Consider the following 25,942-nt stretch of genomic DNA (forward strand, 5'->3'; position numbering starts at 1 on the left):
ACTATGTTATAATAAGCCAAAAAAGAGGGGATTTTTTGGTTATTGGACGTATTCTTGCACCCATTTTTTTGCTGCCCGCGCTGCTTTTCGGCGCCCTGTTTTTTGATTCGGACTCGAATCGTGAGGCCGAGATCGTACGAGCGTTCGATCTGCCTCCCGCTTTTCTGAACGACCCCAAACTTCAAAAGATTATCAGCAAAAAACGCACAGAGTACCAGCGCCACGGCTTCTTTAAGAGCCTTAACCAGGCCTACCTTTTCATCCCGATGATCAAGGACATCCTTGTGCACTCGGACGTTCCTGATGAGTTCCTCTTCCTGGCGATGGCGGAGTCGGGCTTCTCCATCGATGCCTATTCCCATAAAAAAGCCTCCGGAGTATGGCAATTCATGCCCGAAACGGGGCGCACCTTCGGCCTGCAGATCAATGATTATGTCGATGAACGCAGGGACCTTGTCAAATCGACAAAAGCCGCCATCACCTACCTGGAGACGCTCCATGCCAGGTTCAACAAATGGTACCTCGCCGCCATCGCGTACAACTGCGGGGAAGGGCGCCTCTACCGTGCGATCAAAAAGGCGGGCACCGACAACATTTCCGTGCTGCTCGATGAAAAGAAGCGCTACCTCCCCAGGGAGAGCCGCAACTATATCCGCAAGATCGTCGCGCTGACGCTGCTGGCGTCGGATGAGGACTTCATGATCAACCAGGAGTACGCCTACTTGCTTAACCGCGCAAACGCCTACTCCATCGCGCAGGTCAAAGTGTCACGGGGCGAACGCATCAGCCGCGTCGCCAAACTGATCAACATGCCGGCATACAAGCTGACCTCGCTCAATCCCCACCTCAAGTATGACTTCGTACCGCCCAAAAACACGCAGTACACCATCTATATCCCCTATGTCAAACTGAACGAATTCCGCCAGAACTATAAACCCGCTCCGCTGGAGACCTTCTACATGCTTCACCATGTCGAAGCGGGGGACAACCTCTCGCGGATAGGGAAAAAGTACCGCGTCCCCTACAAGATGATCAAGGAGTTCAACCGTCTGCATACCAACATGCTGCGGATCGGACAGAAGCTTGTCATCCCCCTTTCCAAACCGCTGGATCTTAAAAACGGCAAATACACCGTCAAACGCGGGGACTCTCTCGAGGCGATCGCCCGTATTTTCGAGACGACGGTCTCCAGCCTGAAAAAGCTTAACAACATCAAAGGGAGCCTGATCCGCGTCGGCGACCGGTTGAGTATTTATGATTAAAATCCTTCCGCTTCTCGCCCTTTTGCTCCTGATCGCCGGGTGCAGCACGCGGGGCGTATCGTCCCGCACTGCCTATGAGGCTCCTCCGGCCGTCGCCACCCGGACAACGCCGACATCGTCGACATACAAACACCCCACCATGCGCCCGTACACGGTCAACGGCCGCCGCTACTTTCCTACGGTCGTTCAAAAGGGAGACACCTTTGACGGCCGCGCCAGCTGGTACGGTCCCGACTTCCACGGCAAACTGACCTCGAACGGCGAACGCTACGACATGTACGCCGCCACCGCCGCGCACAAAACCCTGCCGATGAATACCATCGTGCGCGTCACCAACAGACGCAACGGACGCCAGACCATCGTACGCATCAACGACAGGGGCCCCTTCGTCGCTTCGCGGATCATCGACCTCTCCAAAAAGGCCGCCACCGATCTTCAGATGGTGGGAGTGGGGACGACCGACGTGCATCTCGAGGTGCTCGGCTTTGCCGGTAAAGGCGAGCGCGTCATCCCGTCGGCGGCGGCGCTGCGCGCCGGACCGACGGAGCAGGTCGTCAGTGCGTTCTATATTCAGATCGGTGCTTTCCGCCGTTTCGAGGGGGCCTCCATCACCCAGCAGAAATTCGATGGTTTCGAAGGGCATAAAACGATCATCAAGGATACTGAGTATAATAACGAAAGACTTTTCCGCGTCTGGCTCGGAAAGTTCAAAAGCGAGGCCGAGGCGCACGATTTTATTGCATCGTCACCTTTTGAGCACGCCTTTATCGTAAGGAAATAAGCATGATCGTCAAAGAGCGCAATACCAAAGAGACGCAGATCCGCGTAGAGCTCGAACTCTACGGCGAGGGGAAAAGCAGCATCGAAACCGGTGTCGGTTTTTTCGACCACATGCTCGAAGCTTTCGCCAAACACGCCCTGATCGATCTGAACGTCTCCTGCCAAGGCGACACGCACATTGACGACCACCACAGCGTCGAGGATGTCGGCATCGTGATCGCCATGGCGCTGGCCGAGGCGATCTATCCGATCGAGAAGGTCGAGCGTTTCGGCAACGCCGTCGTCGTCATGGATGAGGCGAGCGTCAGCTGCGACATGGACCTGAGCAACCGTCCCTATCTCTATTACGACGTTCCCGTCAACGGCAAGGTCGGCAGCTTCGATGCTGAGCTGGCCGAAGAGTTCTTCCGGGCCGTCGTATTCAACGCACGCATCTGCGCGCATATCGTGATGCAGCGCGGCAAAAACCGCCACCACGTCATCGAGGCGGCCTTCAAAGCCTTCGCTGTGGCACTGCGCCGGGCGGTCACCCGCAACGAACGCGTCACCGTCCCGAGCACAAAGGGCGTTTTGTGATCAAACTGATCGTTCTGGACGTGGACGGCTGCCTGACCAACGGCCAGATCATTTACGGCGAAAGCGGTGAAGAGATCAAGGCGTTCAACGTTAAAGACGGCCTGGCGATCAAAAGCTGGATGCGCCTCGGGCACGAAGTGGCCATCATCACCGGTCGCCGTTCGGGCATCGTCAAGCGTCGCGCGGACGAACTGGGGATCCTGCACCTTTACCAGGGGGTCAAGGATAAACGCAAACGTCTGGAGATGCTCTGCAGCGATCTCGGTATCGATGCCGCGACAGAGGTGGCGGCCGTCGGTGACGACCTGAATGACCTGACAATGCTGGAGCTGGCCGCGGTCTCTTTTGCCCCCGCTGACGCGTCTTCATACATCACCGGACGCGTCGACAACGTTCTTTCCCGCCGGGGCGGCGAGGCTGCCGTACGGGAGATGATCGAAGCGCTGATGCGCCGTAACGGCGAGGAAGAGGCCTTTCTCGCACAGTGGCAATGAGCGTCACGTCCTTCTACCTCCTTATCGGGGCGGTGCTGGGGGGAATTTTCCTCTTTTTCAAACCGCTGCAGGTGGATATTGCCTCCCCGGGGGAGCTCGCACAGATCGAGCTGGATCATTTTACGGTCTATGAGGTCGCGTCGACCGGGGTGAAAACGATACTGGCGGGGCAGCATGCATCGCGCTTTCCCGACCGCTACGAGGTGGACGATCTCAACCTCACCGACCGTTCGGAGGGGCACGTTGAGACGATGAAGGCCCGCAAAGGGATCTATAAAGAGCCGCTGATCTCCCTCGAAGGGGATGTGCGCTTCAGACGCGACGATGGGATCACCTTTGAGACCGCGCAGGCCGATTACAACCAGAGTTCCGGGGTCGTGCGCGCGCCGGGCGCTTTCGTGCTCTTGCAGGCCCGGGACCGCGTTGACGGCAAAAACCTTTATTATAACCTCAACAGCGGCGATATCAGTGCGAAAAAGATCGTCGGAATCTATACCATGAAGGAGAAGATGTGAAGTCCGCTTTAGCCCTTATCCTGGCCACGGCAGTGGCCGGGAGCCTCTATGCAGCCGAACAGCTCAGAATCGTTGCCGACGCGTTTACGGCAAATGAAAAAAAGGGACGTTCGGTCTTTGAGGGCCATGTGCACATCAAGATGGGAAGCGACGAACTCAACGCCTCGCGCGTCGAGGTCTATACCGCGGCTGATCGTACGCCGACGAAGTACATCGCCAGCGGCGACGCCTCGTTTTTCCTCAAGGCCGACAACGGTTCCACCTACAGCGGGCGTGCGCAGAAGGTCATTTATCTGCCGCTCAAAGAGCAGTACAGTTTCTACGGAGACGTCCACCTCATGCAGCACGATGAGCACAAGCAGATCGACGGTGAAGAAGTCGTGGTCAATATCCAGGAGGGTACGGCCGCGGCCAAGGGGGCGGAGCGCCAGCCCGTTATCATGATCTTCAATCTCCCCGAGGAGAAAAAGAAGTGATCGAGGTCGTTGAAGCGCATTTCGAGACGAGCGCCGCGAACATCTCCCAGTCACCGGAGAACGACACCGTCAACGAGGTGGCCTTCATGGCCCGCTCCAACGCAGGCAAAAGTTCGCTGCTCAATGCGCTGTGCAATCACAAAAACCTTGCAAAGGTCTCCGCGACGCCGGGCAAAACGCGTCTGATCAACTATTTCGACGCCACGTTCATGGATCGGGAGAACCGCGAAAAATATCCGGCAAAACTGGTCGACCTTCCCGGGTTCGGATACGCAAAGGTCTCCAAGAGCCTCAAGAGCGACTGGGAGAAGAACCTGACCGACTTCATTACCCAACGCGAGCAAATCCGTGTCTTCGTCCATCTCGTCGATGCGCGCCACCCCGATCTCCCCATCGACCGCTCCGTCGCTGAGTACCTTGAACAGATCCGCCGCCCCGGTCAGACCGTTTTGCGCGTCTTTACCAAGGGGGACAAGCTCAACCAGAAAGAGCTTGGGGCGCTGTTGCGGGACTATCCCGGTGCACTGGTCGTCTCCAGCAGCAAAAAGCGTGGCATTTCAAAACTGGCGACACGCCTTTACGATCTCCTGACGGAGTATGATGATGGCCATACACTATAGAAAAGCGACCCTGGCCGATATCGAGGCGATGCAGCGCCTCGTCGCGCCCAAGGTCGAAGACGGCACCATCCTCGTGCGCAGCAACGACGAGCTGGCGACCAACATCCGCTCCTACATCCTCGCCTTTGACGACGAGCGCCTGATCGGCTTTACGGCCCTGCATGTGCATTCGCCGGAGCTGGCGGAGATCCGTTCGCTTATTGTCGACGAGCCCTACCGCAACCGCGGGATCGGGGCGGAACTGGTCAAACTGGAACTGGAAGAGGGCAAAAAACTCGGACTCAAACGGATCCTGGCACTTACCTATGCGGCCCGTTTTTTCGAAAAACTCTCCTTTTCCGAGATCCCAAAAGAGAGCCTGCCCGAACATAAGATCTGGGCCGACTGTATCAAATGCAAGCACTTTCCGGTATGCAACGAAATCGCGCTGATCAAAACCCTCTGATCTGGCTTTTTTTCGCGCTGCTCTTCGTGCCCTACGAAGCGCTCTCCATGCACTACCTCTATCTGCCGCCGATGTTCGGCGTCCTTTTTTTCCTCTACATCAGGGCGCTCGACACCCATTCGTCCTTCGCGTTTTTCCTGATCCTGATCCTGCTGGTCATCGCCGAGACCGCCAAAGGGTATCTGCTGCTCAGCACGCTCTTCTTCTATACGGTCAGCTACTTCCTGATCCTGCCGCGGATCAAAAGTATCGTCTCCTGCCATCTCTGCCTCAACGCGATCATCGTGGTGCTCGCCTACGTCGGCTACTGGGCGTTTACAGCCCTTTTTGCGAATATGTTCGCCCTGCCGCTGCCGCAGCTTGATTTCAAGGTCATCTTTTATATGATGATCGAATTTTTTCTGGTGGGGCTGCTGTGAGAACCCGTTTCCTCATCGCCCTGTTCATTTTTATCTGGGTTTCGCTGCTCAGCCGCGTCTACTATCTGAGCGTGCACTCCAACCGCTATTATGAGCAGCTTTCCATGGAGAACACGCTCAAAACGGAGCGCATCGCGCCGGTCCGCGGCGAGATACTTGACCGGAATTTCAAGCCCCTCGCCATCAACAAGCTGGGCTTCAAGATCGAGATCATGCCCCATCTGAACACCCAGCGGCGGATCGAGAGCCTTCAGACGACGCTGGAGCGGATCCAGCAGCTGCTGCCGATGCTCGATGCGCAGAAGATGATCAAGATCTACAAGCAGAACGATTCGCACTACAACCACCGCGAGATCGCCGTGGCCGACTTTATCTCATACGAGGACATTCTGCCTGTCTATTCCGAGCTGAACCTGCTTGAAAACGTCAAGATCTCCCCGGCGCCGATGCGCTATTACCCCTACCAGAAGATCGCGGCGCATCTCATCGGCTATACGGCGAAATCCAACCAGCAGGAGATCGAGAAGGACCCCGTGCTCAAACTGACGGGCATCGTCGGGAAATCGGGCCTGGAGAAAGAGTATAACACCTACCTCGAGGGGATTCCGGGGGAGCGCACGGTGCAGATGAACGCGCTCAACGAGGAGATCTCCGTGCTCGAAACCCGCAAGGCGGTGGAGAACCGGAACCTGGTGCTCACCATCGACATGCGGCTGCAGCAGTACATCAGCCGCCTGATGGAGGGAAATGCAGGCGCCGTGGTCGTGATGGGCCTTGACGGCGAGATCCTCTCGGCGGGAAGCTACCCTGAATACAACCCCAATACCTTCGTCTCGGGGATCTCGGCAAAGAAATGGAACGCGCTGATCAACGACCTCGACATGCCCTTTACGAACAAGATCGTCAACGGGCTCTATCCGCCGGGCTCTACCATCAAACCTTCCATCGGGCTTGTCTATCTCGACAGCGGGATCAGCCAGTGGTGGTACGTCACCTGCAGTGGTACGATGAAGCTGGGGAACCGGAATTTCCGCTGCTGGAAAAGCTGGGGTCACGGCAAGACCGACCTGCACAAGGCGATCCGGGAGAGCTGCGACGACTACTTCTACAAAGGGAGCCTCAAGGTCGGGATCGAAAAGATCAGCGACGGGTTGAAAAACTTTGGCCTGGGCAACAAAACGGGGATAGACCTTCCCAACGAGTTCATCGGCACCATCCCCAACCGGGCGTGGAAACGGGAGCGCTACAACGAGCCGTGGTATATCGGCGAGACGCTCAACACCTCCATCGGGCAGGGAAGTGTGCTCGTCACGCCCCTGCAGATCGCCCAGAACACGGCGCTCCTCGCCGGTGGGAAACTGCCCCGGCCGCGGCTGGCGCGCATGATCGACAATAACCTGACCAAAGCGGTCTACCGGGATGTCCTGACCCCTGCGCAAAAAGCGGACCTTCCCATTATCCGCCGGGCGATGCGCCAGGTCTGCAGCCATCCCAAAGGGACGGCATCCTCCCAGATCAAAACCACGGTGCCCATCGCGGGCAAGACCGGGACCGCCCAGGTGGTCGGGATCCCGCAGGCGACGAAGAAACGGATCAAAGAGGAGGATATGGCCTACTATACGCGCTCACACGCCTGGTTGACGACCTACGGGCCCTACAAGCATCCCAAATACGTCGTCACCGCCCTGATTGAACACGGCGGCCACGGGGCCAGCGCCGCCGGCGACATCGTCTCGAAGATCTATGACAAACTGGTGGAGTTCGGGTATATCAAAAAATAGCGGCTGCCGGGGCCTACTGCCCGAGTGCGCTTTTGACGAAGAGGGCAAAGATCATCAGCAGAATGATCCCGCCGGCTTTGCTGTAGAGCTTATTGGCAAGGACCAGCAGCAGGGCGAGTGAAGCGGCCATCATAATGTAGATGTCGGCGAGGTTTGTCCCGTTGATGGGAAGCGGGCGGATAATGGCAGCGCCGCCGAGCACCATGGCGAAGTTGGCCACGTTGGAACCGATGATATTGCCGATGCTCAGATCGGCATTACCCTTTTTGAGGGCGACAAGGGAGACGACAAGCTCCGGCAGCGACGTCCCGAAGGCGATCAGCAGCAAGCCGATGACCCATTCGCTTACCCCGAGGCTGCGGGCGATCATGCTGGCGCTTTCGACGACGAAGTGGGCCCCGCCGATGGTCATAACGAAGCCCACGAGGAGCAGCGCGATTGTTTTGCCCCAGGCAAAGGACTCTTTTTCAAGGCTCTCATCGATCTCTTCGGTCAGTTCCGAACCGTCCGTCGAGAAGAGGAAATAAAGGTAGGCAGCCATGAGCATGACAAAGATACTGCCCTCGAAACGGCCGATGACGCCGTCGTAAGCCGTCAGGAAATAGAGAATGACGGGAAAGAGGATCCAGGCGCTGTCGCGGTTGAACAGATCGCGGTTCGGGTTCATCTTTTTCGCCAGGACGAAGACGAGGCCCAGGACGAGGGTGATATTCATCGTCACGCTGCCGACGACGTTTGCCACGGCCATTTCCGGTTTGGCGTACCATGATGCCGTCATGGACGCCGCCATCTCCGGCAGGGAGGTGCCGAATCCGACCAGCGTCGCACCGATGACGAAGTGGGAGATGTTATAGTGCAGGGCGATCCGCTCGGATTCGCGGATAATGAAATCCGCCCCCCAGATCAGCGCCGCCATCGCGGCAACGAAAACAAGATACTCCATTACGCCTCCTCGGTACGGACGATCAGGCTGCTCGGCAGTCCGAGCGCTTTGATGATTTCTTCCTCTTTGCACCGCATCTCGCCCTCGTCCGTTTCATGGTCGAAGCCCAGCAGGTGCAGGACGCCGTGCAGAAAGAGCAGGGCGCACTCCTCGGCTTCGCTGTGGCCGAAACGCGCCGCGCCGCTGCGCACATGATCGGCGCTGATGACGATGCTGCCGATCGGCGCCATAGGCATCGGATCGTAAGGGAAGCTCAGTACATCGGTCGCTTTGTCGATACCGCGGTGATCGCGGTTGAGTACGCGGATCGTCTCGTCGTCGCAGATGACAAGCTCCATCTCGCCTGCGTCCAGGGCGTCAACAATGGCGTCAAGCAGCGTAAAGTCCGGTTGAAAATCCGTCTGGTTGTCAATATCAATCATAGTCGGCATTTTAGCCAATCTGTGCTTTAGCGTGCCGTTACTGAACCGTTTTTGCCGCTATGCTACAATCAATTCATGATAAACCGACGAACCCTCCTGTTCGGGGGCGCGGCGCTCCTGCTGCTGCCTGCCGAAAGCGGCGCGGAATACGCCCGTCCCGTCACCATGCTCAACGAGCCGTATCAGACCATCGCCGCCGTCCAGCGCGACCTCTTTCCCGGCGGCAGTGCCCCTTCGCCCCGGCTGCTCAAGGCGATCGACTATCTCGGTGGTGTCATGCGCGATCCTTACGTCGATGAAGAGGATAAGCGTTTTCTCTCCAACGGCGCGCGCTGGCTGAACCTGCAGGCGCGCGAGGATTTCGGCAAAGCTTACTATGTACTTGATTCGGAGCGGCGCCAGCAGGTCCTGCAAAAGGTTTCCGGACTCGCCTGGGGAGACAACTGGCTCTGGAGCATACTCTCCTATCTTTTCGAAGCCCTGCTGAGCGACCCTGTCTACGGCGCGAACACCCACGAAGCAGGGTGGCACTGGCTGCAGTACGAACCCGGATATCCCCGGCCGAAGGCACCGTTAATATGAAACAATATGATATCTGCATCGTCGGCAGCGGCGCGGGGGCTTCTCCCGTCGCCTACGAGCTCAGCCGCGCGGGCTACCGTGTTCTCGTACTGGAGAAGGGCCCCTATCTGACGGAGAAGGATTTTACCAAGGACGAGATCGCCGTCAGCCGCCGCAGCATCTACACCCCCCGGCTTCGGGAGGAGCAGCATGTCGTGGAGACCTATAGCAGTGACGGCAGCATTGATCGCGTGACCGCGGCGGAATCGGGCTGGAACTTCTGGAACGGCTCCATGGTGGGGGGCTCCTCGAATCTGATGAGCGGCTATTTCCACCGGATGAAACCGGTCGATTTCAGGCTCCGATCCGCCTTCGGGCCCGTCGAAGGGGCCAACGTCGTCGACTGGCCCATCTCCTACGACGACATGGAACCCTATTTTACGAAAGTCGAACAGCTCGTCGGCGTCTCGGGCCGGGTCGTCGAACACCCCTTCCAGGAGCGCCGCTCCACGAAGGATTTCCCCTTCCCGCCGACCTGGGAGCAGCCCATCTCCGGCTGGTTCGATACGGCCTGCGAAACACTCGGCTACCACAGCATCCCCACGCCGAGGGCCGTGCTCCCCTTCGACGCCCTGGGGCGCAGCGGCTGTTCCTACTCCAACTTTTGCGGCAGCTACGGCTGCGCGACGGGCGCCAAGGGCAACGCCCGCGCGGCACTCCTTGAAAAGGCGAAAGCGACGGGGCGGTGCGATATTCTGCCGAACGTGTTTGTCTACAGACTCGATGCAGACCGGCAGCGCGTCACGGCGGCACACTACTTTGATGCCGACGGCAGATCCCACACCGTCACGGCAGGCACCTTCGTCGTCGCCGCCCAGGCGATCGAAAGCGTACGCCTGCTGTTCAATTCGCGCAATGATCTCCACCCCGACGGCCTGGGAAACGCCAACGGCCAGCTGGGCAAGAACCTTATCTTTTCCGCCGGCGGCAGCGGGCGGGGGAGGTTCGAGTTTGCCCGCCTGAACGAACGGCAGCGCTTTGAGCTGATGACGCGCGGCGCCTTCGTCAACCGCTCGTTGCAGGAGTGGTATGTCTATCATCAAAACGGGCGCGCGCTGAAAGGGGGGACGATCGATTTCCTCTTCGAACATCCCAACCCCGTCAGCCGCGCCCTGCGCGAGCTCTACGACGACGAGGGCAATCTGCTCTGGGGACGGAAACTGCAGGCACGGCTTAAGCACGCCTTCACGGCGTCGCGCATCTTCGCTTTCGAGGTCTTTAACGACTGGATGCCGACGGACAAATGCTTTGTTTCTGTTGACGAAAGCGTGAAAGACAAGTGGGGAGTACCCGTCGGCAAGATCCGCCTCTACGGCCATCCGCACGATATCGAGGTTGGGAATTACCTGGCCGCAAAAGCGGAGCGTGTCCTGCGGCAGATGGGAGCGGTAGAGATCGAGAGCGACATCTCCTCGGCCCCGCCGCCCAACCTGGTCGCCGGCGGGTGCCGTTTCGGGACTGACCCCGAACACTCCGTCCTCGACCCCGACTGCAGGATGCACGGCATCGCCAATCTCTACGTCTCCGATGCGAGCTTCATGCCGACGGGCGGAAGCGTGCCCTACACCTGGACGATCTACGCCAATGCTTTCCGGGTCGCCGATGCCATCATTGCCGCGCTCAAAGGCCGGGAAACAGGCTATAATAACGTCAAAGATTCATAAGGGGAGCACACGTGGCTAAAAAAGCGGTCTGTATCATGAGCGGCGGAATGGATTCGACACTGGCGGCCTATATGCTCCGCGCTCAGGGGTATGAGATCGTTGCGGTCCATTTCAACTATGACCAGCGCACGCAGCAAAAGGAGCTGGAGAGCTTCCGGGCCATCACGGCGCGCCTCGGTACCGGGCAGACCTACGAGATCGATCTGGACTTCTTTGCCGCCATCGGCGCCTCGGCATTGACGGATAGAAGCATCGACGTTCCCACGGGCGGCATCGAAGCCGGCGTCCCCGTTACCTACGTACCGTTCCGCAACGGTATCTTTTTGAGCATCGCCGCCGCCATTGCCGAAAAAGAGGGAGCTTCCGTCATCGGCATCGGCGTCGTCGAGGAGGACTCGAGCGGCTACCCCGACTGCCGTGAGGCCTACATCGAAGCGATGCAACGCGCCGTCAATCTCGGCACGAGGGATGAAACGCAGCTCACCATCGCCATGCCGCTGGTGCACCTTAAAAAGGAGCAGATCGTTGCCGAGGCCCTCGCGTACGACGTACCGCTCGAACTGACCTGGAGCTGCTACAGTGACGAAGCGGCGGCCTGCGGCGTCTGCGACAGCTGCCGGCTCCGCCTCAAAGGTTTCGAACTGGCCGGCATACCCGACCCGATTCCCTATCGTGTTAAAAACGGTGTGTCCTAAGCCTGTCGAAAACTGTTATGATATACAATATCAGAAGTTGACACAAAGGAGTCCGATGACAGAGTTTGTACAAGTTGCGCGACAGCCCATCATCGATGCTTCCAATGCTACCTACGGCTACGAACTGCTGCACCGCGAAGGTGAGAACAACGCCGCTAACCCAGCATTGACGCATCGGCTGATGTCTGCGCAAGTAATGCTGAGCGTATTCAACCTGATTGGCAGGGAGCGCGCAGTGGGAGATACCCTTGCATTTTTCAATATCTCCCCCGCCTTTTTGATGACGGATATTATTGAGACCTTCCGTCCCGATCAATGCGTCTTCGAGATTGCGGCGAACGAGCCGCTGCGCCATAATGAAATCGCCAAGCTGAAAATTCTGTACGACAACGGATACCGTTTTGCCCTGGATAACTTCATCGTATCCGCCAACACGATTACCCAGTACGAAAATGTACTGCCCTATATCAGTTATCTCAAGATCGACATTCAAAACAGCGATGTCGAACAAGTTGCCGAATACGCCGGCACGTTGAAGAAAAACCATAAGCTCATTGCCCAGAAGGTCGAAACCATCGACGAGTTCTCCGCATACCAGGGGCTCGGGTTCGACTATTTCCAGGGATACTACATCCAGCACCCGGTACCGGTCAAGCACTACCGCCTCGAACCCAAACAGATCGGGGTCAGTCGCCTTTACAAGATGCTCGACACCGTACCGTTCCATGAATTCGCCAAAGAGTTTGAGCGCCACAACGAGCTCACCATCCAGTTTTTCCAGTATCTCATCTCCACCGGGATCAAGCGCTACGACGCCACGCGTTCCGTCCGCGCCATGATCATGGATATCGGTCCCGATGTCATGCGCCGCTGGTTCATGCTCATCATCTACGCGAAGGGCGGAGCGGATATCAGCGTCGAGAAAGGGCCTTTTTCCCGCTTCTTCGAGGAGCGCATCGACCTGATGAACACCATCGTTTCCAACGTGCACAGCGCCGATCCGGAGCGCCGCAGCGACGAACTCCGCCTGCTGGCGGTTTTCTCAACCCTGATCGACATCTACCAGATCCCCTTCGATACGCTGATGGCGTCGTTCGAGATCACAAAGAACCTCGAAAAGTGGATCGCGGCGCGCAAAGGGCGTTTCAGCCTGCTGTACAAGGCCGTAAACCAGCTGCAGCACAAGCCCCTCGATATCGAGAAGGTCAACCGCGTGCTCAAAGCCTTCAAGACCGATTACGACGAGGTGAGCGTCAAGATGGACCACCGGGTGTAGATGCGCCTGGAGCACCCTTTTGCCCCCGTCGCCGACGACCGATCCCGCGTCCTGGTCCTCGGTTCTTTCCCCAGTATCGCCTCCTTCGAAGCCGATTTCTACTACGCCCACCCGCGCAACCAGTTCTGGCCCATCATGGAGCAGCTTTTTGATGTGACGCTCCCGGACAAAGCTGCCCGTCGCGCTTTTGCACTGGAGCAGGGGATCGCCCTTTGGGACAGTTACGCCTCTCTGGTGCGCAGCGAGAACAACTCCAGCGACGCCAATCTGAGCGAACTCGTCCCCAACGACATCCCCGCCTTCCTCGCGTCGCATCCCGGGGTTAAACATATTTTCTGTACCGGCAAAAAAGCCTTTGAGGGGTGCAAAAAACACTACCCGGACCTTCCCGTCCCCTGCACACTGCTTCCCTCGACCTCGCCGGCGTACGCCGCCATGCGTTTTGAGGCGAAACTCGATGCCTATCGGCAGGTCAAAGGGGTGCTCGATGGTGATTGAATTGGAGGGCATCCGCGTGGTACACCGCGTCAATCCCCGGATGAAGCACGCCTACCTCAGCGTGGAAGCGGACGGCACGGTCGTACTCAAATCCAACGGGCGGGTGCAACGGCACCTGCAGGCGTTCGTCGCTTCCAAACGAGAGTGGATCCTTCACCAGCAGCGCCGCTATGCCGCGCAGCCGACGATGCAACTGGGGGAGAGCCTGCTTTTTCTGGGCGATATCGTACCTCTTGCATCACTTGACGCCGCCACGTTTCAGACGCATTCGCCCGAGGCGCTCCGGCGAAGCTACGACCGCTTCTACCGGGAGCGCGCCGAAGCGGTGCTGCGCGAAAAGACAGCCCTGTTCGCCGAACGGATGGGGGTCACGTACGAGACGATCCGTTTCCGGAAGATGAAACGGCGCTGGGGGAGCTGCTCGAAGACGGGGGTGATCACCTATAACACCCTGCTGCTCCAGCTTGAAGAGGCGATGGTCGACTATACCGTCGTGCACGAACTGGCCCACCGCGTTCATTTCAACCACTCCGCAGACTTCCACGCTCTCGTGGCCTCCGTGCTTCCCGACGAGAAAGCGCTGCGCCTCCGGATGCGGCACCGCAAGGCTTCCTACTACTGATCACCGTTTTTGAAATATTAATGCACTCTGCTTATACTGGGGAAAAGAGGAGAGAAGATGAAATACATTATTTTTTTTATCACCCTGTTTCTGACCCTGGCCGTTGCCGCGGATAGTGCACCGTACAAACCTGTCGGCACCTGGAAAACGCTGACACCGCAGGAGGAGGCGGTCATCGTCCATAAAGCCACGGAGCGCCCCTATAGCGGCAAACTGCTCCACAACGAGGCCAAGGGTACCTATGTCTGCAAACGCTGCGGGGCCGAACTCTACCGTTCCGAGGACAAGTTCAATTCGCACTGCGGCTGGCCCTCATTCGACGACGAGATCCCCGGCGCGGTCAAGCGCGTTTCCGATCCCGACGGCTACCGCACGGAGATCGTCTGCGCCAACTGCGGCGCGCACCTGGGCCACGTCTTCAGCGGTGAGCACCTGACGGAGAAGAACCTCCGCCACTGTGTCAACTCCATCTCCATGGAATTCATCCCCGATGAAAAGGTTGCCTACTTCGCCGGCGGCTGTTTCTGGGGAGTGGAGTACTATATGGAGAAGATCCCCGGTGTCACATCAGTCGTTTCCGGGTTTATGGGAGGTACAAAGAAAGAACCGGGCTATTACGACGTCGTCGGGGGCGGTACGGGCCACCTCGAGACCGTTGCCGTTGCCTATGACCCTTCAAAGGTCGACTACGAAACCCTCGCCAAAACCTTCTTCGAGATCCACGACCCCACCCAGGAAGGGAGACAGGGGCCCGATGTCGGCGCCCAGTACCAGAGTGCCATTTTCTATAACGCCGCCGCCGAAAAAGCGACGGTGCTGAAGCTGATGGAGCGTCTGCGCAAGAACGGGTATGACGTCAAGACGAAGCTGTTCAAAGCTTCGCCGTTTTACAAAGCGGAGGATTATCACCAGGATTATTACCGGCGCCACCATAAGCAGCCTTACTGCCACGGCTTCGTCGACCGTTTCAAAGATGGGAACTAGCGGACGTTGAGGAAGTAGCGCAGGCTGGCGTCGCTGAAGACTTTGCTTTTGGCGAGATACCTTGAGGCACTCTCAAAGACCCGTTTGAAGTCGGCGCTCTGGGCGCTCTGTTCGGCGACGACCTCCGTCAATGCTTTTTTGGCGGCCTCGGTGACGGCGTCGGGGAAGCGCATCAGTTTTACGCCGTTCGCTTCGAGCGACGCCATCGCTTCGGCGTTTTTCGCCTGGAATTCGAAGGTCATCGTGCTGTTGAGCTCGCTGACGGCACACTCGATGATCGCCTGCTGTTCGGGGGAGAGCCGCTCCCACGTATGTTTGCTGAAGGTCATCTCCAGGATGGAACCCGGTTCATGCCACCCCGAGTAGTAGTAGGGCGCGACTTTGTAGAAGCCCATCTTCATATCGAGGTAGGGGCCGACCCACTCCGTCGCATCGATGACGCCGCGCTCCAGTGAGGTGTAGATCTCCCCGGCGGGCAGCAGCACGGGGTTGACGCCGAGCTTCGACATCACTTCGCCGCCCAGTCCCGGGATGCGCATCTTCAGACCGTTCATATCCTCGAGCGTCTCGATCGGTTTTCGGAACCAGCCGCCCATCTGGATATTGGTATTGCCGCCGGCAAAGGGGTGGAGGTTGTAGCGGCCGTAAAGCTCCCGCCACAGTTCCATGCCGCCGCCGTAGAGGATCCAGCCGTTAAGCTCCTCCGCCGTCATCCCGAAAGGAAAGCCGCTGAAGAGGGAGAAGGCCGCGTTTTTGCCCTTCCAGTAGTAGGGGCCCGAGTGAAATCCGTCGATCTGGCCGCTGCTGGCAGCGTCAAAAACGGCGAGGGCGGGGACGAGGGTGTTTTTCGGGAAGAGCTTGATGCTCAGCTGCCCGCCGCTGATCTGCGCGACCCGCTCGGCGAAACGGTCGACGCCCGTGCCCATGATGGGAAAGTGCGCCGGCCAGCTTGTCGCGATCTTGAGCTCCGTCTTTTTGCCGCGGTTGACGTTGACGCTTTTGTCCGCCGTGTCGTGCTGTTTCGGATGCTTGCTGTAGTCGATCGCCACCCGGTTGCTGTCGTTGCAGCCTTCCAGCAGTACCGCCGACGATGTCGCCGCCGCGGCAGTGGTCAGGAAAGTACGTCTATTCATCTATAATCTCCTATATAGTTCCTTCAGTTCCGTATGCCTGAAACGCAATTTACGCGGTTGCCGGAAGCAACCGTGTGTTTCAGTGCCACAGCGGCCAGCGTAGGCAAAGGGGCTTTTGCTCCTTTGCCGTTCCGATCAGTAAAACGCCGCAATGATGGCATAACAGATAAAGAAAAAGAGGTGCGACGTCCCTTCGAAATAGTTGGTATAGCCGTCATCCGTCGTTTTCCATGCCAGCACGATGGTGAGAATGAGCGCCCCGACCTGCAGGGTGTTGAAGTCCAGGGTCAGGGGATGCGCCGTCGTATAGGAGAGCGCCAGCAGCGCCGGTACCGTCAGCATGATCGACACCGTCGAGGCCCCCATTGCGATATTGATGACCCGTTGGATCTGGTCGTTTCGTGCCGCCGTGATCGCCGTCATGATCTCCGGTGCAACGGAGATGATCGCGATGATGAGACCCGCCAGGCCAACGGGGAAGTCATACTTTTGAACTAGGGACATCCCCTCATCAGCAAAGATCTCCGCGACGAGACCGATCAGCGCGATCAGGGCGAAGATGATCATAAAGTTGCTAACCGTGGCGAGGCGTTCAAAGGCGTCGGGCTGCTCCTCCGCCTCCTCTTCGCCCTCGGCCAGACGCCGCTTGTAGCGGAAGATGCGGCTGCGTGCCGTCGCCTTAAAGAAGTGAGAGTGGGTCTTCGTCTGGAAGATGAAGATGACAATGTAGAAACAGAAGAGGACGAAGCCGATGATGTTGCTGGCGAGGATCAGGTCACGGTGCGACTCGGAGGTAAAGTGCATGATGCTCGGCACAAGCAGGGCGGAGGTGGCGACGAGCAGGATCGTCGTGTAGGTGCTGGAGGTGTCCTCGTTGTGCTCCTGCTCCTTGAAGGCGAGCCCACCGATAAAGACCGCCAGCCCCAGCAGCACGTTCATATCGACGATCACGGCGGAGATGATACCCCCTTTAACCGTATCGAGCGCCCTAGGGTCGTTGTGCGAACTCATCAGGACCATATAGAGCAGGATGATCTCGACGATCACGGCGCTGAAAGTAAGAACGAAGGAGCCATAGGGCTCTTCAAGCCGCTCGGCAAGCACTTCGGCCACTTCGGCGACGGTCATGGAGAGCAGGGCGATGGAAACGGCGGAGAGCGTCGTGGCGAGATAAGCGTTATGGTAGTAGTGGAAAACGAATGCGATCACGCCGAGTACGATACCGTAGACGGCGACTTTATTTTGAGAGAGTCCTTCTTTTAGCGTCAGGGGACTCGATGAGGGGTCTGCGTTCAACGCAATTGCTCCTAGAAGAGGGTTGGTGTTTCGGCCTTGTAATGCACGGTGTCAAGCAGACGTCTGTCTTGACCGCCGATCAATGCAAAATGATATGGAACCGTTTTTAATAGCTGCATTATATCTTCTTGGTTCTCATATAGCAAGAATGCGTCGTGGTGCTCCGATGCTTCGGCGGAGCTCTTGGGCATCAGGTAGATGATCTTCGCCCATTTGGCTTCGCTGCGGATAAAATCCATCTCCTGCAGTAGCAAGGAGAGGTCCGGTTCGAAGATCAGGACCTTGCCCCCCTGGCCGAACGTCTTGGGGCGCAGGTCGTCGCCGACAAAGACGGGCACGAAGTGAGCGCTGCCTTGCATCCCGCCGACGGTGAACGTCAGCCCGTGTGACTTGGCGAACTGGTAGAGATGGCCGAGGTAGGGGAGGAAAAAGGGGGAGAGCTGCATGCGCTCGTAATAGACGTCATCAAGAACAAAGGAGGTTTCAAAGAGTGTCTGTTCCGCAATGTCGATGGGTACGTTGCCCGTTTTCGGAAGGGGCAGTACCTGAACGAAGAGATCCTCACAGCGTTTGTGCTCCGGAACGAAGACCCAGCTCGCTTCGGGCAGCTCCCACAGATCGTAAAAGTTCGAACGGATGGTTCCCTGCCAAACAAAGCAGCGGGGATCCTTGAGCATCTGGGCTGCGACGGCCAGGGTTACCTGGTCGCAGCCGTAGACATGCAGCGATTTCTCCAGCATGCGGAAACGCAGCAGGCGCAACAGCGTAAACTCGACAGAGTCGACTTTCAGCCAGGCGATTTCCGGGTCGGTGACCGTGCATGCTTCTTCATAGAGCACGGCATAGGCGCCGTTGGCCACAGCCTGGGGAATATCCGCCTTGTCAAAGGCGATGAAGAGGTCCCCCCGTCTTACTTTGTGTGCTTCGAGGACAACGGCGTCGACAAGCGTCACGGCCGGATCGGACATCATCTCCGCCCCGGTCAATGAGAGGAGGTTCTGCAGCCTCATCCGACGGAACTGCCTGCCTTTCTCGGCGCTTCGGGGCGCATCAGCGAAAGCCCCTCGTCATCTTTGGCCGCCAGCAGCATCCCCTCGGAGACCATGCCCATCAGCTTGGCCGGTTTCAGGTTCGCGACGACGCAGACCTGGGTACCGACGAGGCTCTGCGCTTCGTAATATTCACGGATTCCGGCGACGACCTGGCGCGGCTTCTCCTCGCCGACGTCGACCTGAAGCTTGAGCAGCTTCTTGCTCTTAGGCACCTCTTCGGCTTCGACAATGGTGCCGATTTTGAGCTGGGTCTGGAAGAACTGGTCGATGGTGATCAGGTTGTCGGCCTCGACCGGTTCCTCCGTTTTCGCTTTTTTCGGCGCCTCTTCCTCTTTCGCATTGGGTTGGGCCGCCGGGGCCTGGTCCATCAGCGGGGCCTCGATGCGCGGGAAGAGGGGCGGGACCTTTTTGATCGTGAAAGTCGGGAGCAGTTTGCCGCCCTTGACGAGATCATTATACGCATTTGTGTCGATGGCAAAACCGAGCGCATCCGCGATCGTCGCCGTCGTTTTCGGCATGAAAGGGTGCAGCAGAACGGAAGCTTTGGCGAGGATGTTGGCCACGAGTGCCACCAGCGCCAGCGCCTCTTCCTTTTTCCCCTCTTTCATCTTTACCCACGGCGCATGGGCCTCGATCGCCTTGTTCCCGATCGTAAAGAGCTTCCAGAGCTCTTCAAGGAAGCGGTGTGTCTGGACTTCGTCCAGGAATCGCTCGACGCTGCCGAGCACGGCGTCAACCTCTTCCATCTCCGCTTTGTGGTAGGTCATAACATCGCTGCTGTCGATGACAAAATCGGAATATTTGCCGCTCATCCCGATGATGCGGTTGAGCAGGTTCCCCAGGTCGTTGCTGAGATCGGAGTTGATCCGGTCGATCAGGGCGCGCTGGGAAAAGTCGCCGTCCTGCCCGAAGGGGACTTCGCGCATCATGAAGTAGCGCAGGTTCTCCAAGCCGTAAACGTCCGCAACCTCTTTGGGACTGACAACGTTGCCTTTGGACTTGCTCATCTTCTCGCCGTCGCGGGTCCACCAGCCGTGGGCGCCGATGTGCTTCGGCAGCGGCAGGTCCAGGCTCATCAGGAAGGCCGGCCAGTAGATGGCGTGGAAGCGGAGGATGTCCTTGCCCACGAGCTGCATCTGTGCCGGCCAGAAGTCCATTTTCGCCTCGTCGCGTCCGTAGCCGAGTGCCGTAATGTAGTTGAGCAGGGCGTCGAGCCAAACGTACATGACGTGTTTGCTGTCGCCGACCGAATCGGGCAGCGGCACGCCCCAGGTGAAGCTCGTGCGGGTCACGGAGAGGTCGTTAAGACCGCCCTTGACGAAGTTGATCACCTCGTTGCGGCGGGATTTCGGCAGGATGAAATCCTGATGCGCTTCGTAATAGTCGAGAAGCTTCTGCTCATACGCCGAGAGCTTGAAGAAGTAGCTCTCCTCCTTGACGATACTGGTCGAACGGCCGCAGTCCGGGCAGAACTCGCCGTCAATGAGCTGGGTTTCGGGGAAGAAGGTTTCGCAGCTGACGCAGTAGTGCCCCTCGTAGTTCCCCTTGTAGATGTCCCCCTTGGCGTACATCTTCTCGAATGCCTTCTGGACACCGGTCATATGGTCCTTGTCCGTCGTACGGATAAATTGGTCGTAACTGATGCCGAATTCGTCCCAGAGGTTGCGGAAGCTGGCGCTGATCTCGTCGGCGAACTGCTGGGTCGGTTTCTCGAACTTCTTCGCCGACTCCTCGATCTTCTGCCCGTGTTCGTCGGTCCCGGTGAGGAAGTAGACATCCTCCCCGATCAGACGGTGGTAGCGGGCCAGGGCATCCGCGATGAAGGTCGTATACGCGTGGCCGATATGCGCCTCGCCGTTGACGTAGTAGATAGGGGTGGTGACGTAATAGCTCATACTCTCTAATATCCTTGTTAAAATTCGAATCCGCCGGTCTCGCCCTTGGACATACTGTCGTAGACCGCGGCGACGTAGCTTTTGCGCACGTCGCATCCCAGGCAGTGCTCACAGACGCTGCAGCTCTTGACGCCGTGTTCAGCCTGGCAGGCCTGCAATTTCTCGATCATAACATCGAGCTGCAGTTCGAAACGGTCTTTTTCCGCGTCACTCTGCGCCATAAGCCGCTTTTACCTTGCCGATCTCATAGGTGGAACCGAAGAAGCAGGGTGTTGTTTCGTGCGGATCGCTGCAGGGCAGCTCCAGCAGACGGTTCCCTTTTTCATCCACCGCCGCGCCGCCGGCCATCTCGTAGACGAAGGCGAAGGGGAAGACCTCGAAGAGCTTGCGCAGCTTGCCGTCGGGTTTGTCTGTCGTGCCCGGGTAGCTGAAGAGTCCGCCCCCTTTGAGCAGGATCTGGTGCAGATCCGGGACCATGCCGCCGGAGTAGCGCAGGCGGTACCCCTCGGCGAAGAGGCCGTCGATGAGCTGCTTGTGGTGCGAAGGCCAGTGCTGCTGCGTGCCGCCCGGGGCGTTGAGCTTGCCCTTTTCGCCGATTTTGATCTGCTCGAGCTCTTTGAAACGGCCGTGGCGCCACGTGTAGTGGCGGACATTGTTCTTGTAAGCCGTCACCATCTCGGTGCGCGGGCCATAGACGACGTAGACGGAGGCGATCATCTTCTGCGCGCTCCATTCGCCGTCGTAGATGCCGAAAATAGAGCCGACGCTCAGGTCGACGTCGATCAGGCTGGAGCCGTCGAGGGGGTCGTAGGCGATGCAGAGCTGCCCGCCTTCGTGCAGGATCTCTTCCTCCTCCTTCTCCTCGCTGGCGATCGCTTTGACGAGGGGGATGCGGGAGAACTCCTCGGCGATGATCAGGTCGCTCTGGATGTCGAGCTTGAGCTGAACGTCGCCGGATTGGTTGGAGTGGGCCGAATAGTCGGTATCTTCGTTGGTGATCGCTTCGTGAATACGGTGCGCGGCGCGTTCAATGGCTTCAAAGACGGGGGCGAGAGTCTGCATGGTTATATCTCCTTGGCATGGGTGAGGATCCACCCGACGACGGCGTCGGGGTCGTTGAGGTCGAGGACGGCGACCTTATCGGGAAGGTCGTAATTGTCTAGCGTGACGCTCTCGTCGACGGCGAGGGCGTTCATATAGGGAAAATAGGCTTCGTCGATGCGGTCGCGGAAGATGCTGATCCGCGGCAGCGGAAGGGTTTTGAGCCCTTCGACGAGCAGAATGTCAAAGTGGCCGAAGAGCGCGATCAGTTCGTCCAGCTCGTGATGGCGGTGGGAGAAGAGGGTGGTACGGCTGGGCGATGTGACGATCACCTCGGCACCGGTGTCGGTGAACTTGTAGCTGTCCTTGCCGGGGATGTCGAAACGCGCCTTGTCCTTGGGGTCGTTCTTGATAATGGCGACCTCTTTGCCGTGTTCGTGCATCAGGCGGGCGGCCACTTTGACGATCAGTGTCGTTTTTCCGCTGTTCGATGGGCCGGTAAAAGCGACGGCAAGACGTTTCTTCATGGTAACTGCATCCCCGGGGACTCTCCCTTAAAATATGGGGGATTATAGTCCACAATGGTTGAAAATCTCTTAAGATGGGCGCAAATGGGCCGCGGCGCGACATTCCGCTATAATGCTGCAAACCATGCTTTCCGGAGTCCCATGCGCTTTTGGCCCATCCTGTTGATCACCGCCGTGCTCTTTTCCGCGTGCAGCAAAGAGAGCGCCTTTACCCACTTTACCAAGCTCGACAGCCGGCACGAACGGGCGGTTGCGAACCTCAAACGTGTCACCCTGACCGACGAATCCAACCGCACGGCCGCCCTGATCAGCATCCTGCACCTCAACCCCGTCGATCCGCAGCTCTACGGCGAACGACCCTCCTTCTTCGTCGCCCTTTTCGACCGCGGCGGCCGGACGCTGGAGGAGTATAACGTCACCCTCAACGGCAAAGCCCCCGTCGGAATGGCCCCGCTCGACGAAAACTGCTCCCTGCGGGAGCTGATGCCGCTGAACAACCCATGGAACCGCTACTACCAGCTGCTCTTCCGCCCGACAAAGGAGGCGAATCTTACTTTGTTTTTCGGAACCGGTCCGTCTTTGAAGGGTGAAGTAACGTTTCACACAGATCAATAAGCGAGACCGGCTCGCCCAGGATCTTCTTGTAGACCACGTAGTTGGTCAAGACCTTCTTCCCGTACTCCCGCGTCTCCGTCGTCCGCATCAGCTCCATGCTCAAAAAAGGCTCGTATGGGCCGGAGTTGAACTTGTCGCTGAGCAGGTAGCGTTTGGTAAAACCGATGCCGCCGTTATAGGCGTAGGCGATGAAGAGGGGGTGATAAACGCGGTACTGCAGCCACGCGATATGGGGTTTGGCGTAGAGCAGGTTGATATGCGGATCGAACATGTCAAAAAGGGTCTCGCGCCCGCAATCCACCTTGCCGTCCATCGCTCGGCACAGAAAGGGCATCATCTGCATCAGTCCCAGAGCATAGGAGTGCGACAGGGCCGCCGGGATAAACCGGCTCTCCTGGCGCATCAGCGCGTAGATGATCGCCTTCGTATCCGTATCGACGTCGTTTAGCTCTGTGTCGTAGGGCATGACATACCCCTGCAGGCGGTAGCGCGACGCCTTTTCGATGATAAAGGACTGGAGCGGCACGAGGTTTTTCGCATCGTAGTGTTTGGCCAGGGCGTAGAGCTCCTCTTTCGGTGTCCGGCTGATCGTATCAAGCAGATCGTTCCAGACGAAGGGGTCGGAGAGGTTCACGTCGGAGACGGTGTCGGAAGTCTGCAGCTGCGAGTAGTAGTTTTCCGGGAAGGTCCCTGTTTTCTCCATCGCGTAGAGGGAGTAGAAGTTGATGTCCCAGCTCTGCGCCAGCAGTTTCCACATCAGGTCGTTCTTTTCCGAAGCCAGGGCCTGCCAGAAGAGCGCCTTGTCCTTGTCGCTCTGGTAGTAGGCCTTGTCGCCTGAGAGCTGGAAGAGTTCGATCGCCCGGGATTTTTTGCCGCGCAGCAGCTGGTTCAGCCCCAGGTAAAAAAGGCCGCGCGGGTCAAGCCCCTCGACGGCATCGACCTTTGTCAGGGCCCATCCGAACTTCGAGAGTTTGTCGTCGTTGATCGTGCTCATGAGCGCACTGGTAAAGCCCGGCGCTTTCGCCAGCAGTTGCATGTAGTCGTAATCGGGAATGAAATTGAACTGCTTCCGCCGGGAATTGCCGTAGCTGCCGTTGAAAACGCGCAAAAACAGGGCGGGCGGGTAGCGCTTGTAGTGCTGCTGGAGGTCCGGATCGTTCAGTACTTCCGCTGCGGCTTTGAGAGAGGCGTCGCCCACAAGCCCGACAACGCGGTCGCGCGCCTTTTGATGCATCGCAGAGAGTTTCCCGACGGAGACCGCCAGTTTCGCACAGCCGGCATCCTCGCTCTTGATCAGGTCATTGACCCCCATTTTCATGCACTTGACGGTATAGGCGACCTCGGGGCGGGAGCTCTTCTCGGCATAGGCGAAAAACATCCGTCTGCCGACGTTGCGGATCAGATAGAACGCCTCGTCGGCCTGCGCGGAGCTGATGTTCTGATCGAAATACTGCCAGATCATGAAATTGCGGGCATTGGAAGGGGGCTTGGAGCGGATCTGCTCCAGGGTGATGTCGGCGCTGAGCAGCGTACCGATCAGCAGTGTTGCGAGGGCGGCCCGCAGACGCATTGCTAGAGCGCACCTGCCAACGCGTAGACCAGGCGGACGAAGATGACGTCGATCACCTGCAGGCCGATGATGATGATAAGCGGGGCGAGGTCGATGCCGTTGAAAACGGTCGGCACGTAGCGGCGCAGCAGGCTATAGGCCGGTTCGGTCAGGCGGTACAGCACCTGCACGATGGGGTTGGTCGGATCAGGGCGCACCCAGGTGAGCAGGGCGGCGATAATGACGACCCAGATATAGACGTTGATCAGCGTATGGACGATGCCGCCGAGGCCTGCGATAATGCTGCCGAAGGTGCTCATTTTACGATCTCCCCGAGGTAGGATTTGATCTGCACATAGACGTCGGCCAGTTCCGGGCCGTGTTCGGCGCCGGTGAGCAACAGGCGCAGGGATTTAAAGAGCTGTTTGCCCTTGATGCCCGTAGCGTCGACGACATGCTGCTTGAGATCGTCGAAAGCTTCGAAGTAGGGGGCTGCTTTGATGGCGGCGCGGATCGCTGCGGCGCTCTCGGCAAATTCATCCGGGATCTCCTTCGGTGCAAAGACCGCCGCCACCTTCGCTTTCAGCTCCTTCGTCGTGCTGGCCTCTTCCAGGTAGAGTTTGGCCAGTCTGCCGATGGAATCGTCGGCAAACCCGACGTAGCGTGAGAGCTCTTTGTCCTCCATGCGGCGGAGGTGCTCGCGGTTGATATGGCGCAGCTTGTCAATGCTGAAACGCGCCGGTGCGCGGGAGATGTTTTTAAAGTCGAACCAGGCCACCGCCTCGGCCATCGTAAAGACCTCTTCAGGGGTCTTGTTGCCGATGAGAATGAGGTAGTTGGCGATCGCTTCGGGCAGGAATCCCTCTTCGAGCATCCATTTGACGCTCGACGCGTTGTCGCGCTTGCTCATCTTCTTCCCCTCATCGTTGAGAATGATGGGCAGGTGGGCGTATTCGACTTTCTTGTCGTACCCCAGGGCGTTACGGATCGCGATCTGCTTGGAGGTGTTGGAGAAGTGATCCTCGCCGCGGATGACCAGGGAGATGTCGCCGAGCATATCATCGATGGCACAGGCGAAATTGTAGGTCGGGTACTTTTCCGCGCGCAGGATAATAAAGCTGTCGATGTCCATCGGATCGAACGTCGCTTCGCCCTTGATGATATCCTCAACCGTGATCGGCGCATCGGGGCGCTTCAGGCGGACCGTAAACGGGTTCTCGTTGTCGATCGTCGCTTCGGGCGGAAGGTGCGTACAGGCGTCATCGTAACGGAAGGGCTTTTTCTGTTCCTTCGCGAGCTCACGCTTGCGGTCGAGCTCTTCGGGGGTACAGAAACAGTTGAAGGCTTTTTTCTCCTGCAGCAGCTGGATCGCCATGGCGCGGTGGAAACGCAGGTTGTTGCTCTGGTAGATGACGTCGCCGTATTCGATGCCGAAGAGTGCAAGGATCTGCAGGATCTCCTTGTCCTTGCCTTCGATGTTCCGCTCTTTGTCCGTATCTTCGATCCGGATGATGAGGGGTTCGTTGCGCTGGCGGGAGAGCAGGGCGTTGAAGAGGGCAACGCGCAGGTTCCCGATGTGCATATCTCCTGTCGGGCTTGGGGCAAAACGCAGCATGAAACGTTCCTGATTTTTTTGTGAAATATTAACGAAACAAGCTTAATAGCGGAGTTCCTATCACATTTAGTTCGCGACAACGCCCCTTCGCATCCCCGGCGGATTAGCCGGCCGCTATGTAAAATG

30 protein-coding genes are annotated in these 25,942 nt (G+C 58.1%); 18 read left to right on the plus strand and 12 right to left on the minus strand.

All coding sequences use genetic code 11. The annotated features are described in order from the left end of the window. Positions 1-35: 35 nt before the first annotated feature. Genes WCY31_RS06330 through mrdA form a run of 10 tightly spaced genes read left to right on the plus strand, consistent with a single transcriptional unit; the run spans position 36 to position 7,368 of the window. Positions 36-1,262, plus strand: coding sequence for a lytic transglycosylase domain-containing protein (locus WCY31_RS06330; RefSeq protein WP_345973732.1), 1,227 nt, complete (start codon positions 36-38; stop codon positions 1,260-1,262). After that, complete coding sequence (locus WCY31_RS06335; protein ID WP_345973734.1) at positions 1,255-2,043, plus strand: septal ring lytic transglycosylase RlpA family protein; 789 nt, start codon at positions 1,255-1,257, stop codon at positions 2,041-2,043. Before WCY31_RS06330 ends, WCY31_RS06335 begins: the two co-directional genes overlap by 8 nt. Positions 2,044-2,045: 2 nt before the next feature. Then, entirely contained in the window at positions 2,046-2,618 is a 573-nt protein-coding gene (gene hisB, locus WCY31_RS06340; protein ID WP_345973736.1) for an imidazoleglycerol-phosphate dehydratase HisB, read from the plus strand. Beyond that, the gene (locus WCY31_RS06345; RefSeq protein WP_345971467.1) at positions 2,615-3,112 is read left to right on the plus strand and encodes an HAD-IIIA family hydrolase; all 498 of its coding nucleotides are present in this window, start codon (positions 2,615-2,617) and stop codon (positions 3,110-3,112) included. The genes hisB and WCY31_RS06345 overlap by 4 nt, the downstream gene beginning before the upstream one ends. After that, positions 3,109-3,627 carry a hypothetical protein gene (locus WCY31_RS06350; RefSeq protein ID WP_345971468.1) on the plus strand — a complete coding sequence of 173 codons (519 nt, stop codon included), beginning with the start codon at positions 3,109-3,111 and terminating at the stop codon, positions 3,625-3,627. The genes WCY31_RS06345 and WCY31_RS06350 overlap by 4 nt, the downstream gene beginning before the upstream one ends. After that, positions 3,624-4,103 (plus strand): lipopolysaccharide transport periplasmic protein LptA, encoded by a 480-nt coding sequence (gene lptA, locus WCY31_RS06355; protein WP_345971469.1) that lies wholly within the window; start codon positions 3,624-3,626, stop codon positions 4,101-4,103. The genes WCY31_RS06350 and lptA overlap by 4 nt, the downstream gene beginning before the upstream one ends. Beyond that, a complete protein-coding gene (yihA, locus tag WCY31_RS06360; RefSeq protein ID WP_345971471.1) occupies positions 4,100-4,723 on the plus strand; it encodes a ribosome biogenesis GTP-binding protein YihA/YsxC in 624 nt (207 codons plus the stop codon). Before lptA ends, yihA begins: the two co-directional genes overlap by 4 nt. Beyond that, positions 4,707-5,168 carry an N-acetyltransferase gene (locus tag WCY31_RS06365; RefSeq protein WP_345973765.1) on the plus strand — a complete coding sequence of 154 codons (462 nt, stop codon included), beginning with the start codon at positions 4,707-4,709 and terminating at the stop codon, positions 5,166-5,168. Before yihA ends, WCY31_RS06365 begins: the two co-directional genes overlap by 17 nt. Further along, entirely contained in the window at positions 5,135-5,587 is a 453-nt protein-coding gene (locus WCY31_RS06370) for a hypothetical protein (RefSeq protein ID WP_345971473.1), read from the plus strand. The genes WCY31_RS06365 and WCY31_RS06370 overlap by 34 nt, the downstream gene beginning before the upstream one ends. Next, a complete protein-coding gene (mrdA, locus tag WCY31_RS06375) occupies positions 5,584-7,368 on the plus strand; it encodes a penicillin-binding protein 2 (protein WP_345973738.1) in 1,785 nt (594 codons plus the stop codon). The genes WCY31_RS06370 and mrdA overlap by 4 nt, the downstream gene beginning before the upstream one ends. Positions 7,369-7,381: 13 nt before the next feature. Here mrdA and WCY31_RS06380 read toward each other — a convergent pair whose 3' ends face one another. Further along, positions 7,382-8,311, minus strand: a complete 930-nt coding sequence (locus tag WCY31_RS06380) for a calcium/sodium antiporter (protein WP_345973740.1) — start codon at positions 8,309-8,311, stop codon at positions 7,382-7,384. Next, the gene (gene ybeY / locus WCY31_RS06385; protein WP_345973741.1) at positions 8,311-8,733 is read right to left on the minus strand and encodes an rRNA maturation RNase YbeY; all 423 of its coding nucleotides are present in this window, start codon (positions 8,731-8,733) and stop codon (positions 8,311-8,313) included. Before ybeY ends, WCY31_RS06380 begins: the two co-directional genes overlap by 1 nt. 75 nt (positions 8,734-8,808) lie before the next feature. Between ybeY and WCY31_RS06390 the strand changes: the two genes are divergently transcribed. From WCY31_RS06390 to WCY31_RS06420, 7 genes are all read left to right on the plus strand, one after another. Continuing rightward, positions 8,809-9,315 (plus strand): gluconate 2-dehydrogenase subunit 3 family protein, encoded by a 507-nt coding sequence (locus tag WCY31_RS06390; protein WP_345973743.1) that lies wholly within the window; start codon positions 8,809-8,811, stop codon positions 9,313-9,315. Next, the gene (locus WCY31_RS06395) at positions 9,312-11,018 is read left to right on the plus strand and encodes a GMC family oxidoreductase (protein WP_345973745.1); all 1,707 of its coding nucleotides are present in this window, start codon (positions 9,312-9,314) and stop codon (positions 11,016-11,018) included. Before WCY31_RS06390 ends, WCY31_RS06395 begins: the two co-directional genes overlap by 4 nt. An 11-nt stretch (positions 11,019-11,029) precedes the next feature. Beyond that, a complete protein-coding gene (queC, locus tag WCY31_RS06400) occupies positions 11,030-11,713 on the plus strand; it encodes a 7-cyano-7-deazaguanine synthase QueC (protein WP_345973747.1) in 684 nt (227 codons plus the stop codon). Positions 11,714-11,768: 55 nt separating this feature from the next. Beyond that, positions 11,769-12,989, plus strand: a complete 1,221-nt coding sequence (locus tag WCY31_RS06405) for an EAL and HDOD domain-containing protein (RefSeq protein ID WP_345971481.1) — start codon at positions 11,769-11,771, stop codon at positions 12,987-12,989. Continuing rightward, positions 12,990-13,487: a DNA-deoxyinosine glycosylase gene (locus WCY31_RS06410; RefSeq protein WP_345971701.1), complete on the plus strand. Its 498-nt coding sequence runs from the start codon at positions 12,990-12,992 to the stop codon at positions 13,485-13,487. Next, positions 13,477-14,109 carry a SprT family zinc-dependent metalloprotease gene (locus WCY31_RS06415; protein ID WP_345971702.1) on the plus strand — a complete coding sequence of 211 codons (633 nt, stop codon included), beginning with the start codon at positions 13,477-13,479 and terminating at the stop codon, positions 14,107-14,109. Before WCY31_RS06410 ends, WCY31_RS06415 begins: the two co-directional genes overlap by 11 nt. A gap of 96 nt (positions 14,110-14,205) precedes the next feature. After that, the gene (locus WCY31_RS06420; protein ID WP_428837502.1) at positions 14,206-15,093 is read left to right on the plus strand and encodes a bifunctional methionine sulfoxide reductase B/A protein; all 888 of its coding nucleotides are present in this window, start codon (positions 14,206-14,208) and stop codon (positions 15,091-15,093) included. On the opposite strand, the gene WCY31_RS06425 is transcribed toward WCY31_RS06420, so the two are convergent. From WCY31_RS06425 to mobB, 7 genes are all read right to left on the minus strand, one after another. After that, positions 15,090-16,226: a TRAP transporter substrate-binding protein DctP gene (locus WCY31_RS06425; protein WP_345971703.1), complete on the minus strand. Its 1,137-nt coding sequence runs from the start codon at positions 16,224-16,226 to the stop codon at positions 15,090-15,092. The two genes, WCY31_RS06420 and WCY31_RS06425, sit on opposite strands and share 4 nt — an antisense overlap. A gap of 135 nt (positions 16,227-16,361) precedes the next feature. Then, entirely contained in the window at positions 16,362-17,522 is a 1,161-nt protein-coding gene (locus WCY31_RS06430; protein ID WP_345971704.1) for a sodium:proton exchanger, read from the minus strand. 11 nt (positions 17,523-17,533) lie between these two features. Beyond that, positions 17,534-18,532 carry a hypothetical protein gene (locus WCY31_RS06435; protein ID WP_345971705.1) on the minus strand — a complete coding sequence of 333 codons (999 nt, stop codon included), beginning with the start codon at positions 18,530-18,532 and terminating at the stop codon, positions 17,534-17,536. Continuing rightward, the gene (metG, locus tag WCY31_RS06440) at positions 18,529-20,469 is read right to left on the minus strand and encodes a methionine--tRNA ligase (RefSeq protein WP_345971707.1); all 1,941 of its coding nucleotides are present in this window, start codon (positions 20,467-20,469) and stop codon (positions 18,529-18,531) included. The genes WCY31_RS06435 and metG overlap by 4 nt, the downstream gene beginning before the upstream one ends. 17 nt (positions 20,470-20,486) lie before the next feature. Further along, the gene (locus WCY31_RS06445) at positions 20,487-20,690 is read right to left on the minus strand and encodes a hypothetical protein (RefSeq protein ID WP_345971708.1); all 204 of its coding nucleotides are present in this window, start codon (positions 20,688-20,690) and stop codon (positions 20,487-20,489) included. Further along, positions 20,677-21,531: a class 1 fructose-bisphosphatase gene (locus tag WCY31_RS06450; protein WP_345971709.1), complete on the minus strand. Its 855-nt coding sequence runs from the start codon at positions 21,529-21,531 to the stop codon at positions 20,677-20,679. The genes WCY31_RS06445 and WCY31_RS06450 overlap by 14 nt, the downstream gene beginning before the upstream one ends. Positions 21,532-21,533: 2 nt before the next feature. Beyond that, entirely contained in the window at positions 21,534-22,037 is a 504-nt protein-coding gene (mobB, locus tag WCY31_RS06455) for a molybdopterin-guanine dinucleotide biosynthesis protein B (RefSeq protein WP_345971710.1), read from the minus strand. A 141-nt stretch (positions 22,038-22,178) separates the two neighbouring features. Between mobB and WCY31_RS06460 the strand changes: the two genes are divergently transcribed. Next, positions 22,179-22,652, plus strand: coding sequence for a hypothetical protein (locus WCY31_RS06460; protein ID WP_345971711.1), 474 nt, complete (start codon positions 22,179-22,181; stop codon positions 22,650-22,652). Here WCY31_RS06460 and WCY31_RS06465 read toward each other — a convergent pair. The 3 genes from WCY31_RS06465 to gltX are packed head-to-tail and all read right to left on the minus strand — an operon-like array spanning position 22,588 to position 25,816. Then, complete coding sequence (locus WCY31_RS06465; protein ID WP_345971712.1) at positions 22,588-24,222, minus strand: transglycosylase SLT domain-containing protein; 1,635 nt, start codon at positions 24,220-24,222, stop codon at positions 22,588-22,590. The two genes, WCY31_RS06460 and WCY31_RS06465, sit on opposite strands and share 65 nt — an antisense overlap. A 2-nt stretch (positions 24,223-24,224) precedes the next feature. Further along, a complete protein-coding gene (locus WCY31_RS06470; protein ID WP_345971490.1) occupies positions 24,225-24,521 on the minus strand; it encodes a YggT family protein in 297 nt (98 codons plus the stop codon). Next, complete coding sequence (gene gltX / locus WCY31_RS06475) at positions 24,518-25,816, minus strand: glutamate--tRNA ligase (protein ID WP_345971713.1); 1,299 nt, start codon at positions 25,814-25,816, stop codon at positions 24,518-24,520. Before gltX ends, WCY31_RS06470 begins: the two co-directional genes overlap by 4 nt. Positions 25,817-25,942 lie beyond the last annotated feature (126 nt).

The sequence above is a fragment of the Sulfurimonas sp. HSL3-1 genome, from assembly GCF_039645995.1.
Taxonomy (GTDB): domain Bacteria; phylum Campylobacterota; class Campylobacteria; order Campylobacterales; family Sulfurimonadaceae; genus Thiomicrolovo; species Thiomicrolovo diazotrophicus.

Coding starts and splice junctions, on each gene's coding strand:
- WCY31_RS06335 (WP_345973734.1), top strand. CDS start 1,255: ATGATTAAAATCCTTCCGCTTCTCGCCCTTTTGCTCCTGATCGCCGGG.
- hisB (WP_345973736.1), top strand. CDS start 2,046: ATGATCGTCAAAGAGCGCAATACCAAAGAGACGCAGATCCGCGTAGAG.
- WCY31_RS06350 (WP_345971468.1), top strand. CDS start 3,109: ATGAGCGTCACGTCCTTCTACCTCCTTATCGGGGCGGTGCTGGGGGGA.
- WCY31_RS06365 (WP_345973765.1), top strand. CDS start 4,707: ATGGCCATACACTATAGAAAAGCGACCCTGGCCGATATCGAGGCGATG.
- WCY31_RS06370 (WP_345971473.1), top strand. CDS start 5,135: ATGCAACGAAATCGCGCTGATCAAAACCCTCTGATCTGGCTTTTTTTC.
- WCY31_RS06380 (WP_345973740.1), bottom strand. CDS start 8,311: ATGGAGTATCTTGTTTTCGTTGCCGCGATGGCGGCGCTGATCTGGGGG.
- ybeY (WP_345973741.1), bottom strand. CDS start 8,733: ATGATTGATATTGACAACCAGACGGATTTTCAACCGGACTTTACGCTG.
- WCY31_RS06390 (WP_345973743.1), top strand. CDS start 8,809: ATGATAAACCGACGAACCCTCCTGTTCGGGGGCGCGGCGCTCCTGCTG.
- WCY31_RS06395 (WP_345973745.1), top strand. CDS start 9,312: ATGAAACAATATGATATCTGCATCGTCGGCAGCGGCGCGGGGGCTTCT.
- WCY31_RS06405 (WP_345971481.1), top strand. CDS start 11,769: ATGACAGAGTTTGTACAAGTTGCGCGACAGCCCATCATCGATGCTTCC.
- WCY31_RS06410 (WP_345971701.1), top strand. CDS start 12,990: ATGCGCCTGGAGCACCCTTTTGCCCCCGTCGCCGACGACCGATCCCGC.
- WCY31_RS06415 (WP_345971702.1), top strand. CDS start 13,477: ATGGTGATTGAATTGGAGGGCATCCGCGTGGTACACCGCGTCAATCCC.
- WCY31_RS06425 (WP_345971703.1), bottom strand. CDS start 16,226: ATGAATAGACGTACTTTCCTGACCACTGCCGCGGCGGCGACATCGTCG.
- WCY31_RS06435 (WP_345971705.1), bottom strand. CDS start 18,532: ATGAGGCTGCAGAACCTCCTCTCATTGACCGGGGCGGAGATGATGTCC.
- metG (WP_345971707.1), bottom strand. CDS start 20,469: ATGAGCTATTACGTCACCACCCCTATCTACTACGTCAACGGCGAGGCG.
- WCY31_RS06445 (WP_345971708.1), bottom strand. CDS start 20,690: ATGGCGCAGAGTGACGCGGAAAAAGACCGTTTCGAACTGCAGCTCGAT.
- WCY31_RS06450 (WP_345971709.1), bottom strand. CDS start 21,531: ATGCAGACTCTCGCCCCCGTCTTTGAAGCCATTGAACGCGCCGCGCAC.
- mobB (WP_345971710.1), bottom strand. CDS start 22,037: ATGAAGAAACGTCTTGCCGTCGCTTTTACCGGCCCATCGAACAGCGGA.
- WCY31_RS06460 (WP_345971711.1), top strand. CDS start 22,179: ATGCGCTTTTGGCCCATCCTGTTGATCACCGCCGTGCTCTTTTCCGCG.
- WCY31_RS06465 (WP_345971712.1), bottom strand. CDS start 24,222: ATGCGTCTGCGGGCCGCCCTCGCAACACTGCTGATCGGTACGCTGCTC.
- WCY31_RS06470 (WP_345971490.1), bottom strand. CDS start 24,521: ATGAGCACCTTCGGCAGCATTATCGCAGGCCTCGGCGGCATCGTCCAT.
- gltX (WP_345971713.1), bottom strand. CDS start 25,816: ATGCTGCGTTTTGCCCCAAGCCCGACAGGAGATATGCACATCGGGAAC.